Here is a 20,000-nt window from a genome sequence, read left to right as displayed (position 1 = left end):
GATGACGCAAGCATCAACCAGTAATTCCGAACTGGAACAACTTTTCTGGGCCCGTCCGCTTGAGACACCGCTCATGATCGCAGCGTTCGCAGCGGTCCTGTTGTGGAGCCTTTATCTATACCGTCGCTCCTGGGGACTTTCCCCGTGGCTGCGTTTCACGCTAGGGTTCGCACGTTTGCTTGTGCTGCTACTGATCGTGGCAGCACTTTTTGAGCCGATGGCCGTTGTCCGTGAGACTCGAACGTCCCAGCGAACACTTCCCGTGCTGATTGACGTTTCGGAGAGCATGTCCATCATCGACCCGCGAAGGCGGTCGGTTGATCTTGCTGAAGCAGCCACGGCGTTAAACCTGGTCGTGCCTTCGGCAGAAGATATCAGCCTGAACCTGGACAGTCAGCAGCGTCAGTTGATCGCGACATCGACTCGACTGAATCTTGCCACCACACTCCTCTCCGAGACCGCTCAACCAACGCTTGAAACTCTGGGACAATCGCTCGACGTGAGCTACCACGCGTTTGGGGAAGAGTCTCGTTTGATTAGCGACTCGATCGCACTCACGGCGAAAGACGCTGCGTCGCTCAACGCTCAGGCCTCGCAAACATCCATCACGAACGCATTAAAATCTGTCACAACATCGGGCGCCGGTCCAACTGCGGGAGTCGTGATTCTGTCCGATGGACTTGAGACGGGTTCCTCTCAAGAAGCCGAAGCCGTACTGCAGGATCTCAGCGCGCGTGGCATCCCTGTCTTCACAGTGCCACTGGGGCTGTCTGATCCCGATGACGTTTCGATTCAGAGCATTGTGATGCAGGAAGTTGCCTATTCGGGCGACAAGGTCCCGGTACGGGTCCAACTGCAATCCAAGGGCTACGAAAAACGCACGGCAACACTCTCGGTGATGCTCAACGACCGACGTGTCTCCTCTCGGACGGTCCGCTTCGAAGGCGGGCTGCAATTCGAGGACATCGATTTTCGCGTCGATGTCTACGACAAAGGTGCCGCAGAGATCGAGATCAAGATTGAAGCCTTCAATGATGAAGTCTCAGTGGAAAACAATCGGGTGTTGCGCAGTATCCGCGTCGTCAACGAAAAAGTGAACGTCCTTTACATTGAGGGCAACGCACGTTGGGAGTATCGATACCTGCGCGCGATTCTCAAACGTGATCCCCGCATCAATGCGACGTTCATCGCGTCCAACGTTGGCCCCGAAGTTGCTCGCAACTCAACGGAACATATCGAACGCTTTCCCAACAACCGTGAAGAGGCGTTTCAGTACGACTTGGTCATCCTCGGTGATGTCGACGCCGCGTTTTTCACAGATGATGAATTTGGATTGCTTGAGGAACTGGTTCGTGATCGAGGAGCCTCGTTGCTGATGCTCTGTGGCCCCATGTATTCGCCTACTTCTTACCAGAACACGCCTGTTCAAGCGATGCTGCCGGTTCGTTTTGAGCCCGAAGGTCGCTGGGAAGAAGTCGCCGACTCGGTCTATCCTGGGCTCACGGCCGAAGGTGCCAGCAGTCTCGTGATGACACTGGAGAACGACCCGGACAGCAATGACCGAGTTTGGAGTCGGATGGCGCCGATGGATCATTTGCCGCCACTGTTAGGCCCGAAATCTGGAGCAACGGTGCTCACGGTCTTGTCAGACAGCGTTGATCGAGACCAAGGATATCCGCTGGTGGCCTGGCAACGTTACGGGACCGGCAAGTGCATGTCGATTGCGACGGATCGCCTTTGGCGTTTGCGGTACCGTACGGGTGACAAATACCATTGGCGGGTCTGGTCGCAATGCATTCAGTTCATGACGCTCTCGCGGTTGATGGGTGAACACAAACGCATTCGGTTAGAAACGGACCGAGCGATCTACAACCTCGGTAACCAATGCCGGCTCTACGCCCACGTGCTTGACGATAACTTTGATCCGGTTCTGCAACCTGAGTTCGATGTGTTTGTTGTCAGCATGGATGAAGGAGAATCACAGACTCGCATCAGCCTGCGGCCGGACCGATCGCAACCGGGCCTCTACGAAGGTTACTTCGCTCCACAAACTTCCGGTCGATTCCGACTCGAATCAACGGCGGACGATCAGGAGATTTCCAACACCACTGAGTTTCAGGTGGCAAACATCAACCCGGAACTGACCGATACCAACACCGATGTTGCGCATCTCAAACGGATCGCCAAGCTGACAGGCGGACAGTGCCTGACGATTCAAGAATTCGCAACACTGCCGTCGTTCATTGATCAGTCGCCGGTCACAGCCACGGTCCGAACCGAACGAAGCCTGTGGGATAATAGCTGGATCGCTTGCCTGTTGATCGGTTTGTTAGGCATTGAGTGGATTCAGAGAAGGAGGCACGATCTACCGTGAGTACCGCTGACCCCATTCGATTAGACAAACTCAATGCAGTCATGCGTTCGGTCTGGGGCCGAGGGCAAACACTGCACTTGATTGCCGGTGCGATGACGTTCTTGTACTGGATGATCCCGCTGTTCTTATTGGGAATGCTGATCGATTGGTTGACCGATGTGCCAACTGCGGGGCGAGTGGTGATTTTAGCCACGCTGTTGTTCGTCTCGCTCCAGCGCGCCTGGAACCATGGTTGGCGACACCTACGTCTGTTCAATCCAGTGCATACGGCGCTGCTCATCGAATCTCGCCACAACGACCTGAAGAGTCTCCTTGTCTCAGCCATCCAACTCAAAAGACAAGCCGAGCCAAAGACCTCATCATTGGCGCTTAGCAACCACACCTGCCAGTTGGCCGAGCAGGCAGCCGCCGGACTGCGTCCCCAGCAAACAGTACCGTTTAGTCCACTGCATCGCCCCGCGGTCTATGCTGCGATCGGTGTCACCATCATTGGACTATTTGCTGCGTTCAATGGTTCGTTCCTGGCGGTGGGTTTCGCAAGACTCTTCCCCCCTTGGTTGTCGATCGAGTATCCGACCAAGACGCAGATCATCCTCGACCAGCCAGAGCTGGTGGTTAAAGAAGGGGACAGTGCAAAGATCACTGCTCAGCTCTCTGGGATCATTCCTGATCGAGCCACAATCTACGTGCGCACCGGAGAGGGCAGGGCTCGGGCGATCGATCTCGGTGTCTTAGATAACGCTTGTGAATACACCATCACGTCGGCCGCCCGTGACTTTGATTACCGACTCACTGCCGGCGACGATCGCACGTCATGGCATCGCGTGCGTGTGGTGCCGGCGCCACGGATTGAATCGGTCACCGTTACACTAGACTACCCTAACTATCAACAACGGGCGACTCAGTCCATTGAAGCCCTTACACTCACCGTCCCTGAAGCCACACGCTTGCACTGGTCGATCACCCTGGATCGTCCGATCGAAACGGCGGCGTTCGTACGCGACGGCGAGTCACCCGTTGTTCTCACTGTAAGCGAGGATGGCCGGTCGCTGGACTTCTCCGAAGAAGCGGTGGCCTCGCAGGGCTATCACTTCTCCTGGGTTGATCAAGAGCAGGGCGATGAGTTCACCAGCCCGAGATACTTCCTGCAAGTCGCATCTGACCAATCCCCTCGAGTCGAGCTTACCTCGCCGACATCAAACCTTGTCGCGATGCTGAACCGGCCACTGGACCTGGCAGTGCGCGTTCAAGATGATCACGGAATCGGTTCCGCTCAAGTGATCCACCGCGTGAATCAGTTCGATGAAGAGTTTGTCGAGTTGCCCGCAGACGCGTTGACGGGCCAACGTGAACAGGCCATCGACTGGGACTATCGCCAGGCCATCACAGATTTAAAAGTTGGCGACACGGTTTCATTCTCCATCCAGGTTAACGATCGCTACCCTGGCGACGACGGTCCCCATATCGTCCGTTCTGAGACCAGAAGGATTACCTTTCTCTCCAGAGAACAGTACCTGGAGCAGATCGATAAACAGCGCAACCGCCTGCTCTCGCGGGTGCAAACGATCTATCGTCAACAGCGATCAGCACACGATTTGACCAGCAGCCTGTCTCCTAGGGGCGAAGGCTTCCTGCAGGCCTGTCAACTGGAAGGAATCCGACAGGAGATGATTCGCGGGCAGCTCAATGAAATCGCAGCGCGGCTCCAAGATCTGCGCGATGACCTTGCCGCAAACAATCTTGCAGATGTCCCTGAAGCGGACGCGATGCAAACGGTTCAAGCCAAGCTGACCAAGATTGCCGAGTCCCAAGTGGCTCAAGCGGCATCCCTGTTGCGTGATCTCTCCACCGCTTCGAATGAAGAACAGAATGCGGCGAATCCCGTCCCCGCCGCACGGGCTGTCAACGCTGCTGCACGGGAACTGGGCAGCCTCGTCATGCTTCGTGGCATTGAGGCCGCGCAAGATGTCTACGCCCGCGAGGTGCGGATGCTTGCCCAGCAGCAAGCAAACCTGCGTTGGCAAACCCTCATCGCCCCGGCATCAAGCGTCTCAAGCAAGCTGGTAGAACAGCAACACGAACTCGCGCAGTGGACCGAGCAGCTGATTAACGACTTACTAGCAACGATGCGTTACGATCAACGCCCGCTTGCAGTGCTGCGTTTAGTGCGAAGCATCAAAGATCTTCAGGCTGTCAAAGTTTCCGAGCAAATGCGCCTCGCCGGCACACAGATTGACCAGAAGCAGCGGACTGACGCATCGGCGTTGCAGGCTGAACTGGTGAAGTCTCTTCTCAATGCAGAGTTCAGCGTCCGGCTCAGCGGAGCCTACGCAACCCTCATCAAAACGCGCGACCTGATCGGATCCATGTTAGTCGTCCAAACTCGCCTGCAGACGAATGGACAGAAGCTTTCAGCGACCGAGTTCACCCGTCGACGTCGTGAGACTGCGGAAGTCCAGGCGACGCTTCGGAAACAGTTGCTGACCCTGATGCTGCCAACTGTCCCCGCGCGACGTGCCAACCTCTTCGATGAGACACTGCCCAAAGCCCCTCCCATCGATGCGTTGCTGGCCGAAGCTGACAACGCCATGAGCCAGGCATTGGCCGCGATCGAATCGGGAGAGCAGCAGACGATGGTCGACCACCAACGTCAGGCTCAGCAGACGATCGACAAGTTATTCTCGGAACTCGAACGCTGGTCCATTGAGATTGGGCTGGAGTCTCAAGGCCTAAGCACGGTTGTCGCGGCAACCAGCGAACGCATGTCTCGTCTCGAGGAATTTGAAGCTCGGGTCATTGGCCTGCTCGAGAAAACGGATCTCACTGCGGCCGAGGATGCCAGCCTCGACACACTTGCCGAGACGCAGCTCAATCTAGCCAGCGACTTGAGTGCCTTGATCAAGGCGTTCAAGAAAGAGGACTTAGCTCAGAACGACCGTGATCTACCGCCCGTGCTAAGCCAGGTCGAACTGGCGGAGCAGTTGCTCAACCAAGCCACCGCCGCTCTGAAGGCCAACGATGCGGACCAAGCCATCGATCTTCAGGAGCAGGCCGCCGATGCGTTAGCGGAAGGATACGCAATCGTTGTCGCTCAGAATCAGCGATTAGCCAGCCTGCAGGGCATGTTGATGTTCCAGCGTTCGGTCGGGTTTGCCAACCGGTCGATGGCTGACATTGTCGCTGAGCAACGCGAATTGCTGGCCGAGACTGAAGCACTGAAACCGGAGGAGATGAAGGTGCTGCTGCCACGGTGCGCGCACCTACAGCAATGCATGCACGACGTCGCCCCGCTGCTAGACCTGGTTGCTGCACGCCTGGACGTTGGAACGCCTTTAGCATTCGCCAAGGCAGACTTTGAAGATGCGATAGCGGCACTGAAGACAGGAGACCAATTTGAAGCGATCGACGCGCAAGACGTTGCCGCGGAATCTTTAGGCGACGTCCAGTTGCTAGTACAAGACATTCGAACGCAAACGGGCTACCTTGCCGAAATTGTTCATTACTTGCACCAACACGTCTCCGACGCCTCCTTAATGGCCTATCAACAAAGAGAACTTCGACAAGACGTAACGGCCTTTGAGCAACAAGATCTGTCTCGCTTCCTTCACGCACAGCAAACATTGCTAAAACGAGCGATTCAGCAGGACAAACGACTACGTGCCGCAGCGGGAAACCCCAAGCGAGTCCCACCGCCGGATCCACTGTTTCCCAGCGATGAACCCAACGAAGCGCAGCCGGTGCTCTCACTACCTTCACAAGACATGCAACTAGTTCTTGATGCCTTGCAAGACAATGACAAAGAGTCCGCCGCGGACGCGATGGAGCTTACTGAGCTGCTCTACGCAGAAAACGGCGAGGCTGTCCTCGTGGTGATCACCATGCTGGAGGGCTTGCCCCAGGTTGCCATCAACTCAGAAACAGATCCGGACTTGGTCCGATTGGTCGAGACGCTTGCCGTCGCCAGTGACTTCAAGACATTATTTCGCCAAACACAGGACGCCGGAGATTCGGAACTTGAATCGCTGAGCGAGCGGCAAAACGAACTCACTGATCGCCTGAGCAAGATCGCAGGCAAGGGCGAGACTCATCCGTTGCTGAACAGCGCGAGCAAGCATCTTGGCGATGCCGCCGGTGCGATCTCGACTGCAACTCGCGATCAGCTCCGCACGAGCCAACGCGCTGCCGACGAGCAACTGCGGCACTTCATTGTCGAACAAGCGTTGATTCTCAATACCGCGATCCCCCCCAGCTCCGCGAGCGATGCTCCGGCTGCCGATGGTCCCGGCAGCGATACCGAGTCAGCGATGACGGCTGGATTCATTGCCGACTTCGTCAGCGGTGAAACACCTTCAGACAAGCGTTCGGAGTGGAAGGTGCTTGGAGAACGCAATCGCGCCGCCCTGAATCAAAACTTCGCTCGTGAGTTACCGCTGGAATATCGGGGCCTTTTAAAGAACTACTACGAGAGGGTTTCCCAGTGAATGCACTCCTTCAACAACTGACGAAGCATCTGTCTTTAGTGATAGCGTTTGCTGTTGTCTTCCTGCCAGTCCCTTGTGCCTTGGCCGATGATGACGCATTGTTTGAACTAAGCGACGACGACAAAGCGCCCGAGCTCACCGAAGACGCCAAAAAGGCTATCGACCGTGGGCTCAAGTACCTCATCGCGAATCAGAATCAGGATGGCTCCTGGTCGATGCAGAACGGGGACTACGCCATCGCTGGCACCAGTTTGGGACTGATGGCTTTCATGGTGGAAGGACACTTTCCAGGCTTCGGCGAGTACGGCGACGCCTTGGACCGCGCGAAGGAGTATTTGCTCAAGCGTTCGGAAGAATCACCCAGCGGCGCCATGGGCGTCAAGATGTACGAGATCGGTCTGTATACGATTGCGATGTCCGAGCTCTGGGGCATGACCAAGGACCCCGAAGACAATAAAAGGATCCAGAAGTACCTGGAACGGGCAGTGCAGATCATTCTTCGTTCCCAGAGCCCGCTCGGTGGGTGGCGTTATGCACCGCGGCCCGACGCGGGACAGGACACCTCAGTCACCGCAATGGTATTTGTCTCACTTGCATCGGCACGTGAAGCCGGCATCCTCGTCCCGACTGAAACCATCGAACGGCTGACCGGCTACCTGCGTGATCAAGCCTTTGATGAGCAGCGCGGCGGCTTTGGCTATCAGGGCAGGGGATTCACGATTGCGTGTACAGCGGGCGGCGTCTATGCCGCACAGCTTGCAGGCAATCGTGAGACGGAATGGGTGCAAGCTGCCCTCAACACCCTAGAAAATGATCCCAAGATGTTCTCGCGCAAAGACAACGGCCATTTCTATTATTCGCATTACTATGCGATGCAAGCCATGGTCCAAGCGGGCGACGAGCGTTATTCCAAGTGGTATCCAAAGATCCGCGACGCACTGATCTCGTTACAGAAGCCCAACGGATCCTGGGTGGAACAAGAAGGCGACAAACCAGACTATCCGCACAAAACACCGATGGCAATCATTATCTTAGCCACCCCGAACCGGTATATCCCGGTGTACCAGCGATAACTCCACCGACCATTAAATGGAACAGAACCGAGTGATCACAAACAAGGAGCTGAAGATGACAAGAGCACGACAGAACAAGCCAGCCTTCGCGGTCAGAGGCGCGGCCTGCGTGATGCTCTATCTTGTCTCACAGGCCACATCATCCCATGCGGTTGATCCGGAACTGAATGACAAGGGGGAACAGATTCGTGATCGATACGCTGAGACGCTTGAAACGCTGAGCGCGGAGATCGCGGCAGCACTGCCGACAATTGATCCGCAAAAGCAGGCCGCTTTCGAGGACGCCCGCGCGAAGCTTGCCGCTTTAAAAAAGCCCGGCGATGACGCCGCAGGCGGTGCTCACAAAGCCTACCAGGAGTCACTGGCAACGGCCGAAGTCGCGGCACTTGCCAGCGTTCGTCCCTTGCTGGCCGATGTACAACCGATACTTAGCTCGAACTCGTTAGACAGCAAACTGGTCAAAGTCGCGATTCTTCGGCACGGCACGCCGGCGGGTCTGGCTGAGTTTGCGCAGCAGAGCGACGCACACCAAGCTCTGCTCAACAAGCTCTTCGCGGACGAAGAGTTGATGCTGCAAATGGTCCAGTCTGGCGGTGCGAACGGTGGCGAGTTCGGCGAGGCCATGCAGGTCTATACCGCGATCCTCGAGGCCAGCGAACGCGCTCGTGAACGAGGAACGATCTTCCACAGCCTTGCCTTGGGCACCGCGTTGCAACAGCCCTGGCTAGAGGGCAACGATCCAGCAAGCATCAACGGCCCGGTCTTTACAGACAACAAGACCACAGACGGCCAAGTCGCGCGTTACCTGCACTACGAGCAGGCGTTCCTGGACGAAGAACTGGATCCGGCGTTTGAAGACTTCAATGCCTGGGAGTGCCGGTTTATCACCAACGATCCCTACAGCAATGAAGAGCTCACCTGGGCGCGAGCGATGCTTCGCAATTTCCGCCCCGACCACATTACCAATCCGGATCACTCCTGGCGGTACGTGGCAATGGTCAAGAGTGACTTGCCGTACTGCAGCACCCGCCATGACGACACTCTCGGTCTACCCCAACAAGAAGCCCTCGCGCTCGGCGGCATCTGTGGACGACGTGCCTTCTTCGGTCGATTCATCACGCGCGCCTTCGGGATCCCGGCGCGACGTTCAACTCAAACCGGGCACGCAGCGATGAACCTTTGGACGCCCGATGGCTGGGTCACCCGCCTTGGCGCTTGGTGGTCGATGAACTGGTGCGGCCCCTGGGGTGGACTGGACTTTTACTTGGATTCGCGTGCTCGTGAATTTGAAAGCGACTACCTGCAAGTCCTCCGCGCACAGTGGATCGCCGATGCTTTAGACGAGGAAGACGTCAGCCTTCGGCAGTATGGAAAAGGGGGCGGGTTCTGGAATGGCCTGGCGTTTTACAAAAAGCGAACGATCGTCGAAGACAAGGCTGCGGCAAAGGTGGCCGCCGATGCTGAGCTCGCCAACCTGACCGAAGACGAAGCGCGACTGCTGGGCGAATCAGACAAAATCCTCGGCGCTGACGACGAGGTCAAAGAGATTGAGATCCCGGCAGCAGACAAGAAAATCATTGTCGCGGAAGACGGGACAATCACAGTCCCAGCAGTGGCCTGCGCAGGCCCCACCAACAGCACCGCCAAAGTCCTGTTCCTAAACAGTTTTGACGAAGGCATGCAGATCCACTACCAACGCATGGGTGATAGCCGCCCCGAGATCTTACGCTATTACGTGGAAGCCCCAGCGGCTGGCAAGTACACAGTCAGCGCACTGGTTTCGACGGTCTCTCACGAAGGCAACGAGGTGAAGTATCGTATTAACCGCCGCACGATCGTGGATTCGAAGCTGCCCTATACCAAAGGGATGTGGGAGCAAGGCAAGCCAGAAGCGATCGAGTTACGCGAAGGACGCAACTCGATCCAGATCACGTTCCGTCAAGGGAATCGTGGCATCAGCATTAAGGCACTGCAGTTCCAGCCAGTCAAGTAAAACACAAGGGAACGGAAAATGATTCACAAAGGTTGTCCCCATTTGACCAGCCTGTTCTCGCTCGCCCAGCAATCGATTGGCTGCTCAGTTTCTACAGGCGTCAGGATGCGTGCCTGCATCACAACGTCTGTTGTTTATGCAGTGTTCCTCGTAAGCACATTGTTCACGGCCACTCAGGTGGTCGCGCAGCAATCGATTCCTGCCGAAAAGATCGAAACGCTACAAACTCAACTCAGCGAGGCGATCACAGCTTCGTCCTCTGCGCGGAAAAAACTAGGTGTTCGGAGGGCGATCCGCGCCTGCGAAGCCTTGCTCGAAGAGAACGAGGCATCACCCAATCGTTTCGCTGTCTTGGGCCTGCTCTTCCAAGCCCAACAGGCGCAAGTCAAGCTTGACAATTCGGCCACCAATCGGCGTGCCTTTCTTACAACGTGTGAGAAACTTCTCGCAGCCCCCGACGAATACGCTGCCGTTCGTCTCGATGCAGACCTACTGCTTTCGCAAGCAAAGCTCGCCCAACAGGGCGCTGACCAGAAGGCGCGAGCGCAAGCGATCAAACCGTTGGTCCAACGCTATTTGGGGACTGAGGTCGATACCAAGGCCGTACGTGTTGCCTTGACCATGGGGATTGAGATGGGTGATGCGGGCCTGATCGGTCACCTGCGACAGGTCATCGCCGAGGAATTCCCGGGCGATCGGGAAATGATCAACTTCCAACGTGACAAGCTCGCCGGTCAGGTTTTCGGAGCGCCTTTCATCGGTCAGTTCAAGGGCGCCGATGGCAAAGCTTATCGCTTCCCCATGGACGCGCTCGGTAAGACCACTGCGCTGTACTTTTGGACGAAGGAAGGCGACGGGATCGAGGCACTGAAGGAAATGGTGGCCGGCTGGAACATTGTCTCGAGTGAAGCAGAACGCAACACGCCACTTCGGTACCAATTCATCAGCTTCAATCTCGACAACCTTCCCGACGCGGGAGCGAGCATTCTAAGTGAGCTGGGCTTGGACTGGCCGGCCCTGCATTTACCGAGCGGCACCGAGCATCCCGTCTACAAAACCTATGTTCGCAACACGCCCAAATTGCTCACCATGACACCGTCTGGATACACCGCAATGGTCATGAGCGGATCGACCCGAGTTAAACCAGGTGGTTGGGAACGCTCCTTCGGTTCGAGTCTCGCCCGCGTCTGGACCAAGCAAGACTACACAGCGCAAACTCGGGCCATGCTCAGTGGCGAGTTTACCGTCGTCGATCTTACGGGCGCGTTCGACCCGACGGCGCCTCCCGAGTGGCAGGCGATTCACGAGACGGGGATCGACTCAGCCAAGAAACTGACGCGAACGTCGACGTCCGTCCCAGAAGACACACTGAACGTGATCCAGGCATGCTTCTTGAAGCCACCAACCCGCTACGAACAGTCTTACGAACAGATTCACGCGAGGTTTCGCCGGGCTAATGAACTTTGTCAACAAGCGATCACCGCGCACCCGCAGGCCGAGGACCTCTGGATTGTCCGTAACCGCCGGATCGTCGCGCTCTTAGCCCTCTGGAAGATTGAGGGCAAACGCCAGCACTTCGATGCTGCCGCCCAGGAAGCGCAGGCCACGCTCGACAACGACTGCCCAGCGGGGACCGATGTCATCGCAAGGTTTTGCCTCGCACGTCAAACGCTGCGTTCTCACGAAGGAGACGCCCGTGACGTGATCGAAGAGTTTGCCCAGGTCGATTCTACCAAGCCTAGAGCCGTGACGACTGATACCCTGGCGTCACTACTGGCATTGGACATCGGAGATCGAGCCCTGCATGAGCGTTACCGGCGAGCGAGCCTCGACCAGTATGCTAACCACCCTGCGCTTTGGACCGCCACGGCGTGCCAACTGGATCGCTATCATCGATACTGGCTCTACCACCCTCCGTTCACCGCCGGCTGGACTTATGGTCGGAGAATGGATTACTTCTTTGGAATCGGCGACCATGAAAACGCAGAGCGGCGGATCAAGGGCGAGTTCATGACGCTTGACGGCAAGCCATTCCGAATTCCTGAGGATCTCAATGGTCAATTCACCATGCTTGAGTTCCTGCAAGATGCGGCTGCGAACCCCCGGCTGCGCCGTTATGGCACGTTTGTCAACCAGCGCCCGTTCGATGATGTCCAGACTGTGTACGCGGTTCTTGATGATGACGCCAAGGCGATGCGTGAGGCGCTCGAAACGTATAACCAAGAACAGCTCAAACGCAAGCAACCACCAGATTCCAGCACCTACATTCTCGTTCCCGATGGACTGGATCACCCAATCGTTGGTCAACTTAACGTGACACCTGGTGAGAAGCGGAACAACATTGCTTTCTTGCATTCCGACGGCAGAGTTGCCGCATTCAAATCAGGTTTGACGGCCGGTAGAAGCACCATGGCGCAGAGTGTCGTGGAGTGGAACGATGAGCAACTGGTAGACGACGCCTTAGCGCGAGGCGACCTCAAAGAAGCTCAGCGATTGGCGTTCGCCCATGCTCCGGTCAATCAGCAACCACCGCCTGACGCCCCGAAGAACTGGAAACCAAAGGAAATTGGCACGGTGCATCTGCGTGCCCGAGCCAAAGTCTATGCAGCCATGGGCGAGTGGGAGTTGGCAAAGGAAGATGCACAGGCAGCCTACCTCGCCATCAACAGCAAAGCCGGTCACATCAGCATGCGCACCGATGACTTGGACGAGATCGAGAAACTGCGTGACAGCATTCAAGCAGAACTCAATCAATCCGCCGCTGGAAAGTGATGGCAAGCTAGCTCATCACACGACGATCAACCTGCGTCGCCTGCAACAGTCACACACCAGCGTCTTGACAAGCCATTGTTGAAGCACACCTCGATGCCACGTGCTCAGCAACCGACGGCAAAGGACGACCCTGAAACGTTGGCAAACGATAAGGGGCTGAGTGCGATACCGGTGAGAAAGGACAAGCCGCAAACAGCGGGTTCATACTTCGACCGGTCTCAATCGAAACCAACGGCACTCGGTTCAAATACAGCCTGGTCACAGGAAGTAACAATCCAATTTACCAAATGAAACAGCGGGAACCTTGACGTGCTACGAATGGCCAACGCGCCCGCGCCTTGGATACTCGGGCATTCGCAATCATTCGCCACTCGGACTTATTTCGCAGGAATCCCGTGAGCATTTTTACTAGGTTCGCACAGCAAAATCCCAAGGGCGCGTTTGAGCTCAATAATTGCGAGTTCATACCTGACTTGGCTGGCGACAAAGTTACTCTCCTCTTCTGCCATGCGATCCTGGGAATCGAACAGGGCATCCAAGAACTGCAGTGACGCTCCGTCAGAGGCAACGTTACGCCATCGTGTCTCCGCGTACTCCGTTTCACGCGTTGCTTGGATCATTGAATTGTAGCAAGCCAGCATTTCGACGTAGGCACTGTTGACATCATTCACCGCCTGTTCGGTCTCGACCAGCCCCGTTTCTACGACGACCTCGAATTCCTTGAACGCTTTGGTCAACAGGAGTTCTTTTTGCTCTTTCGCAGCACGAGCCTTGCGATTACCAACAGGTAGCTCGTACACGAGCCCAGCTCCGACACCGGGGCCGTTAGAAAACTGATCCGCAAAACTGGAGCGGACCCGCTGGATGCCAGCGGTATACATGTAGAGATCAAGGTCGAATCTTGGCAGTAAATCGTTCTTCGACACCTCTAATTGAATGCTGGTGCGATGGATTTGTTTGATCGCCGCTGCAATGTCTTGTCGCTTTGTAAGCGCGGTTTGGAAAGAACCCTGCATCGATACCGATAGAGGATCATTGTTGGGAAGATCAAACGGTAGCAACTCCGCACTCAGATTGTTCTTTAGATCAGGAGAGTTGACGAGAAGACGCAATTGGGCCTGCGAATTCCTGACGGCAGCTCGTAACCGTGGAATCTCTGATTGTCGTTTCGCCACGACTGATCGTGTCCGCATGAGTTGGCCTTGGGTCGCATCGACATCTTGCCTCGCTTGGATGACCTTCATAATGTCACCGCCCTTTTCGAGAGCTTTTAGCTTTTGGAGCAAACTTGCGCGCTCGCGATAGAGAATCCAGTACGCCTCATGGACATCGCAGATGTGATCCTCGATGCTAACGACGGTATCATTCTCGCCGATATCACGGTTCAATCGGGCAATCACAACACGACTCTGATTCACCGCGAGCCCATTCCCACGGAGAAGCGGCTTTTTGACGTTGATTTCAAACCGCGCGGTGTTCGCTGGATTGGGATCAAGGAACGGTTGGTTATTGGAGAGAGAATCAAACTCCTGATACAGCTCCACTTCGCCTCCTTTACGAGACATCTTCCTCATGCCGCCTTGGACATTGAATTCATCGCTTTTCAAACGATCTGGGTTATAAACGATGCCCGGAACACCGCCGATAACGAGCGCATTATTGTAAATCCACGGCTCATCAAGATGGTCGTACGTGCCCTCGACGAAGGCGATCCAATCGAATTCGGCATCCTCTTGGACGATCCTTGTTTCATGGATTGCGGGATCGACTTGTAACGCAGCGATCTGGGGGGCAAACTGCATTGAAAATAGGACCAACGATTCAACGTCAACAGGGATGGAAGCTGCTCCTTCTCCCTGAAACGATTGCGTGACCGCATCGTGCCACCAGGCCCGATAGTCGCTCGGTAGTCGCTTCTGTTCTACAAAAACGGTTGTCTCCGAGTCATCCGGATAAGTGGATGCTCGGGCTTGATACTCCCCTAACAGCGAGTTTCCATCGATTACGGGATAACACTCGGGAGGATGGAAAATGTTGTCGCAAAGTCTGGAACGCGTTTGGAACCTCGTGTTATGACTGCATTGAGGACCGCAAGTATGAGGTTGGGTATATTGCTGGACAAACGGAGAGACCGTGCCGTGTTCAATGACCACTGGTGCGGGCGACGCAATATGGTGGACAACCTCTGGCGTGCCTACTGGCGTTGGTAACGCTTCGGCTGTCGACAGCGTTGACGTTGCTGTGGTCATGCCGGCGACAGAGGCTGAAACATTTCCAGCCGAGCTTGAATTCTCGCCAGCGACCACGGGTTGCGTCACGTCGAGGATCCCTTTGGCTAAAGACGACTGGACTTCGCCAAGCTGACCATCATTCGTTAAAGGCTTAAGCAGTTGAAACGTTGATGAATCCCGGTCGTCGCTAATCGTTGCGGCGGGACGCAACTTCGGACCCGCTGCTTCATCACCGAAAGCATGAGATGCCAGTCCAATCGCCCCGGGCTTGTCTACAGGCCTCTCCTCAGAGGCGACAGACAAAGCACCGCGGCCTTTTCCGTTGGCCGAACCAAACGAAACAGGCTGCCTCCAGTCAAGAGCAGAGTAGCTCGACTTTTCTTCGGACTTTGTATCTTTGGCGATGGACACCTTAACCCTCGCCCAACCAAGAGCGTCCTTTGGCCGATCGCTTTCTGAGTTGCTCGATTTACCGTCCAACTCCGACATTCGTCCAATGATTTGATCGACAAGTGTGTCCTTGACTGAATTCAGTAAGAGACCGTCGGGCGCTACCAATGCAACACGCCGCGCGGATTCGGTTGGAATTCGTTCGACATCGGCTCTGAGCTGTCGCGAAAACTCGTCAACTGCTTTGCTCACTATCGCGTACTCATCCGACCTACTGTGAGACGAAATTGAGTGCTTCACCCTGTGCTCAAATATTCCTAGAATCAGGTTAGACTCCCATTCCCGGGTCCGTGCCTCTGCAACCAATCTAGGAAGGATCTGCTGAGCGAAAGCGTCCACTGACTGGAGCATGGAACGCAGCTCAGCATGCTTCCGCAAATTGCCCGAGGCAGTCGTCTCAGATTTGACTTCCGTTTCCTGTGCGAACGAGATAGACGCCGGCGATCCCCAGATGCTTAAGGAGAGGACAGTGCCCGCGATCGTACCTTTAAGAATTTTTCTCGACATGTTTGATTGACTTAAACTGGCAACGGTAGTCGGGGCTAAGCAAATTTGCGCTGCCCGGTCCTACCATTCGTTCGGACAGCACTTTTTAAAACGAAGTTGTCCTTTGTATCGGCCATTCTGAATGAGCCACCCAAATATTTCGTGCAAGTCATCCGTGAGGGTATTCAGTCAAGCGTCACAGGAACTCTTTAAAACTGGAAACAGTGGGCTTAATCACTGTGTCTTTCCTCTGGCCTGCTGAGCGTCCGCCGCGCCCACTGCCGGCGTGCTGAACAATCAACGAATTAACTGCTGGAGTTGTGACAGTACCAGGCACCGCCTCCAGTTGCCGTGATCCAAAATAGGCGATACACCGGTAATTAAGAGTCAAGGGGCAAGACAAACAAAGGAAGAGTTTGCTCCCGATGAAGCATGAACGGGAAACGCGAGCGACTTGCTAGAAACACCTGAGAAAGCAAACGGTTGCTAGCGTTGGACAAGATCGATGAGTGGTAAATCGGTCTTACCTTGACAATCTCTAGCCAATTCACAGAAGTAATCTGTTTGGTCCCCTATTGGAGATGTAAGCGATCCAAGGCGATCCAATATTCAGGCGATGTGACAAATGACCTGAATTCCTCAGTGGGCACAACTGCAATTATCTCGCACAAATTCATCGCATCGGGGCCCTTTATCGCCTCTTCCAGTTGCTGGATGCATGGTCCGCCATGGGTTTCAACGGTCTGGCTCGCGGTGAGCGCTTATCATGCCAAGCATCCAGTGGTAGCGTTTGCTGAAGCGCATCCTTGGGTCGGCCACTGAAGATCGTTCAAACAGTCACTTCTACACAATGCCCAAGTTAAGCCTGTCTCCTGCGAAGTTGGCAGTCCAATTCACTGCTAGACAGTCAGTCGCGATGCTCATGACTTCGAGCCAGCACAAAAGACGTGGTCCACTAAAGTAAACGCTGCCTTCAAGACCGCGGACCAAGTTGCGACAGCCTCCCACGCCCGCTCGCAATTTGTCTTCAGATTCCGTTTTAAGATGCTCAACACTCTCCCGAGCCAATCTGATGCAACAGACTCTCGCCACCGTTCGCGAGTACCAACGATTCGAAAAAGGGACAGAGACTTATTTTCACATTGGAATCAGAGCGGCAAATCCTTCTAATCGGCATCCAGAAATGCAGTTCATGGCATAAAGACAACATCGGCTGAAAAAAAGAGACGGCAACAAGCCCAATGTTTCATTCGGCCAACATGCGTTGCACTTCTGAATTCCGAAAAAAACAGAGCAAATCACGATAAATACCGGCTGCAAAGAGACTTGCGCAAATCCGACATCAGTTTTCATTCGTTTGGCGCGACAGGTGCTTTTACCACGAGCAGAATCAAGCCCGGCGGCTTTGCAAACCCATCAATCGGTTCGTGAGCGGCCGGCTACCGACTCGAAGATCATCGCGACAAAGAGCTTCTAAAGCCGCAGGGCCACTTTACCCCAAAGCATCCCGAACGGCTTTAAACTCCGCCTGGCAAAGTTCAACGAGTTAACCCCTACCATTCGCTTACGCCATTAGTGTGACGCACAGCGATCATTTTTTTCTCGTTCCCAAATACTGACCGAAGCCATCTCATCATGAACTTGCTCTCTCTACTTCAACAGATTGAAACAACCGACATCCAAACCGCACTTACTTATGTCATTGGAGTGGTCTTGGTATTTAGCGCCACGACGGTTGGAATCATTTGGTTAACTCGGGACCTTAGCTCGCTTAGCCCCAGTGGTCTCGAGTCCCACACATAACATAACAAGTCACAATCGAAGACTGATCGCGACCGGTTCTCAAGTCGCCAAAAATTCACCGCTCAGTCAATGAGCATCTCTTCTCGGAATTCAACTTATCTGACATGACTACTCTTGCAGGACACTCCTTGACCATGAACACTCTCTCTTTAATAGGGCAAGCTGATCAATCGCAAATCCAAAACGCACTCTCGTGGGTGCTCGGAGTTGCATTCATCGCCACCATTCTTATCGTGGGCATCATTTGGGTCGCGAAAAGAGCCCCGTCGATGGTATCGCTCGCCTTGTATGGGATCGCCTTCCTACTTCTTTGCCTCCCCATTTTCGGACTAACGACACAGACCCAACAAAAAGAAACTTACAAAGCTGTCGCGATCCCTTGGAATATTACCGCGGTTCGATCCACTGCGGGAACGAAGTCCATCGAGATGGCTCCCTATGGTGAGATTAAGAAAGGAGACATGCTGCTCAAGGCTTCGTCTCCCGAACTCGATGCTAAACGCAGATCACTTGAATCACAAGCACGTAAATTAGAGTTCGACAAACGACTCATCGAAGCGAATCTCGCGTTACCCGGTGAGAAACCGATCTTGGACATCGATGGGATGCACGAATCGGAACCGAGCGAGGGGAATCGCCGCTTGCTACGCCAATATCGGGCAGAATTGCAGTCACTTGAGCTGCAAGGACTCCCGTTGAAACGAGAAATCGCCCGCTTGGAAATCGATTTGCAACATGCGAACGAGGAATGCGAACAGTTCCGTCGATTGCAATCGGACGGGTTCGCGAGCTCGGCGGAAGTTCGAGGTAAGGAAAAGGTGGCACTGAAAGTGAATACCGATGCGTCAGCGTACAGAACTCACTTGAAATCCATCGAAGTCCAATCCGCCGCGATTCAGGAAAAGATCGCAGCTTTGGACAGCGACGAAACGTTGATTGCTTCAACGGATGATGCTCAATCCGCCTCGGCAACCGCTCACCGCTCAACAACGCATCAAGTGATGCGCGATCATAAAACTACGAAGTTGGCCCAAATCGATTTGCAACTTGAGGCGATTCGCCACGAGATCGCATCGATCGAAAGCAAACTGATTCACGTTGCTCCTCACGATGGAGTCGTCGTGTGGCAACACCCGTCGCCTCGGTCGGCCGTTCCCGGCACTCCGCTTGTAGCCATGAGTAAGGCAGGCGAATCAGGTGTCTTGCTAAAGGTCTGCGACGAGAAGATGCGGAATGTACTAAATCAAGGAGACTCGGAACTTTCAATCGACGTGGTGCAACATGACTTCCGCAGCAAGGAATCAAAATTCGACGCAAAATGCGTTGTCTACCAAACGGGCTCGGAACAAGACTGTACCGGGACTTGCGAATTGTTGCTGACCACTCCGGCCCCTGCCGTACTCGTTCACAGCTTGCTAACGCACGACTCCATGCCGCTGGAGGTACTAGTCGATCAGGAGACCGACTCGGACGCCTCGTGGGTTAGTTTCATCCAATGATTTGACACCTGAGCACCTTCAGGAACAACCTCCACCAAGGCCTTTCTACGACGATCTTCCCCGCGTCCGGAGAGGCCTGTTTAAGCTAATCAAGCTACTGGCCTGCGAGCGAGTAGATCGAACGGCTCCCCTACAGCTGGTTTGACTACACGCCGGGGCTCTTCTCTATACAGCACCTACCCTAAGAAGTATTTAGAACGTCAGAGTTAATACAAATGACAACCAAATCTACCAACCGACAACCATCATTTCTGCTGGTCGCGTTAGTGCTCCTCATCTCTACCGTTGCCATTGGCAGGAACGCCTTCGCCTTGCTCTCAGACCTGAATGATGTAGAGAGTCTCGGAGACAATCCAATCTTTGTCCTTTTGACCATTGCCGCCACGATTAGCCTCGCCCTGATCACCATTCGCTGGGTCTTCCATATGATCCTATTGATGATTCCGAGCAGAGCAGCGCCGAGCACACCGGTCGATCTATCGGTCACTGCGGTAGTCCCCGCATACAACGAAGAGAAAGGAATCCTACGTACCATCGAGTCACTTGCTGGTCAAGACTACCAAAACTTAGAAATCATCGTGGTTGACGACGGGTCGACCGACAACACACTCAAAATCGCCCGAGAATATGCTAAAGAATCGAACGTCAAACTAAGCGTCTTCACTCAAGAAAATGGTGGCAAGTCATCCGCGCTAAATCATGGATTTGAGCAAGCTACCGGATCGTTACTTCTAACCGTTGATGCTGACAGTGAGCTCGCGGCGGACGCCGTGACAACGCTTGTACGTTGGTTCGCTTCCCCAGATGTCGATGCGGTAGCGGGCCAGGTCAAGGTGAG

Annotated in this window: 9 protein-coding genes; 8 read left to right on the top strand and 1 reads right to left on the bottom strand. The window is 54.8% G+C overall.

Translation table 11 applies throughout. From position 1 onward, the window contains the following. Window position 1 precedes the first annotated feature (1 nt). From SV7mr_RS08690 to SV7mr_RS08670, 5 genes are all read left to right on the top strand, one after another. Window positions 2-2,374 carry a hypothetical protein gene (locus SV7mr_RS08690; RefSeq protein WP_145271112.1) on the top strand — a complete coding sequence of 791 codons (2,373 nt, stop codon included), beginning with the start codon at window positions 2-4 and terminating at the stop codon, window positions 2,372-2,374. Continuing rightward, window positions 2,371-6,855, top strand: coding sequence for a hypothetical protein (locus SV7mr_RS08685; protein WP_145271110.1), 4,485 nt, complete (start codon window positions 2,371-2,373; stop codon window positions 6,853-6,855). The genes SV7mr_RS08690 and SV7mr_RS08685 overlap by 4 nt, the downstream gene beginning before the upstream one ends. Continuing rightward, on the top strand, window positions 6,852-7,928 hold the full coding sequence (locus SV7mr_RS08680; protein WP_419188278.1) for a prenyltransferase/squalene oxidase repeat-containing protein: 1,077 nt from the start codon (window positions 6,852-6,854) through the stop codon (window positions 7,926-7,928). Before SV7mr_RS08685 ends, SV7mr_RS08680 begins: the two co-directional genes overlap by 4 nt. A 55-nt stretch (window positions 7,929-7,983) precedes the next feature. Then, window positions 7,984-9,921 (top strand): carbohydrate-binding protein, encoded by a 1,938-nt coding sequence (locus SV7mr_RS08675; protein ID WP_145271106.1) that lies wholly within the window; start codon window positions 7,984-7,986, stop codon window positions 9,919-9,921. Between the two features lie 105 nt (window positions 9,922-10,026). Beyond that, complete coding sequence (locus SV7mr_RS08670) at window positions 10,027-12,693, top strand: hypothetical protein (RefSeq protein WP_419188277.1); 2,667 nt, start codon at window positions 10,027-10,029, stop codon at window positions 12,691-12,693. A gap of 377 nt (window positions 12,694-13,070) precedes the next feature. Here SV7mr_RS08670 and SV7mr_RS08665 read toward each other — a convergent pair whose 3' ends face one another. After that, complete coding sequence (locus tag SV7mr_RS08665) at window positions 13,071-15,566, bottom strand: TolC family protein (protein WP_419188276.1); 2,496 nt, start codon at window positions 15,564-15,566, stop codon at window positions 13,071-13,073. A 1,366-nt stretch (window positions 15,567-16,932) separates the two neighbouring features. Here SV7mr_RS08665 and SV7mr_RS25205 point away from each other — a divergent pair. The 3 genes from SV7mr_RS25205 to SV7mr_RS08655 all read left to right on the top strand — a co-directional run. Further along, the gene (locus SV7mr_RS25205; protein ID WP_419188275.1) at window positions 16,933-17,061 is read left to right on the top strand and encodes a hypothetical protein; all 129 of its coding nucleotides are present in this window, start codon (window positions 16,933-16,935) and stop codon (window positions 17,059-17,061) included. 736 nt (window positions 17,062-17,797) lie between these two features. After that, window positions 17,798-19,162: an HlyD family secretion protein gene (locus SV7mr_RS08660; RefSeq protein WP_419188521.1), complete on the top strand. Its 1,365-nt coding sequence runs from the start codon at window positions 17,798-17,800 to the stop codon at window positions 19,160-19,162. Window positions 19,163-19,377: 215 nt separating this feature from the next. Next, window positions 19,378-20,000 (top strand): glycosyltransferase family 2 protein (locus tag SV7mr_RS08655; RefSeq protein ID WP_145278234.1); only part of this gene is annotated, 623 nt, incomplete at its 3' end.

Origin of the sequence: Stieleria bergensis (genome assembly GCA_007745635.1) — a bacterium.
Taxonomy (GTDB): domain Bacteria; phylum Planctomycetota; class Planctomycetia; order Pirellulales; family Pirellulaceae; genus Stieleria; species Stieleria bergensis.
This window is presented reverse-complemented; position numbering and strand designations above follow the sequence as displayed.

Bases quoted from the DNA above. Each gene is read 5' to 3' on its own strand.
- SV7mr_RS25205 (WP_419188275.1), top strand. From the start codon at position 16,933: ATGCAACAGACTCTCGCCACCGTTCGCGAGTACCAACGATTCGAAAAA.
- SV7mr_RS08670 (WP_419188277.1), top strand. From the start codon at position 10,027: ATGCGTGCCTGCATCACAACGTCTGTTGTTTATGCAGTGTTCCTCGTA.
- SV7mr_RS08675 (WP_145271106.1), top strand. From the start codon at position 7,984: ATGACAAGAGCACGACAGAACAAGCCAGCCTTCGCGGTCAGAGGCGCG.
- SV7mr_RS08660 (WP_419188521.1), top strand. From the start codon at position 17,798: ATGAACACTCTCTCTTTAATAGGGCAAGCTGATCAATCGCAAATCCAA.
- SV7mr_RS08690 (WP_145271112.1), top strand. From the start codon at position 2: ATGACGCAAGCATCAACCAGTAATTCCGAACTGGAACAACTTTTCTGG.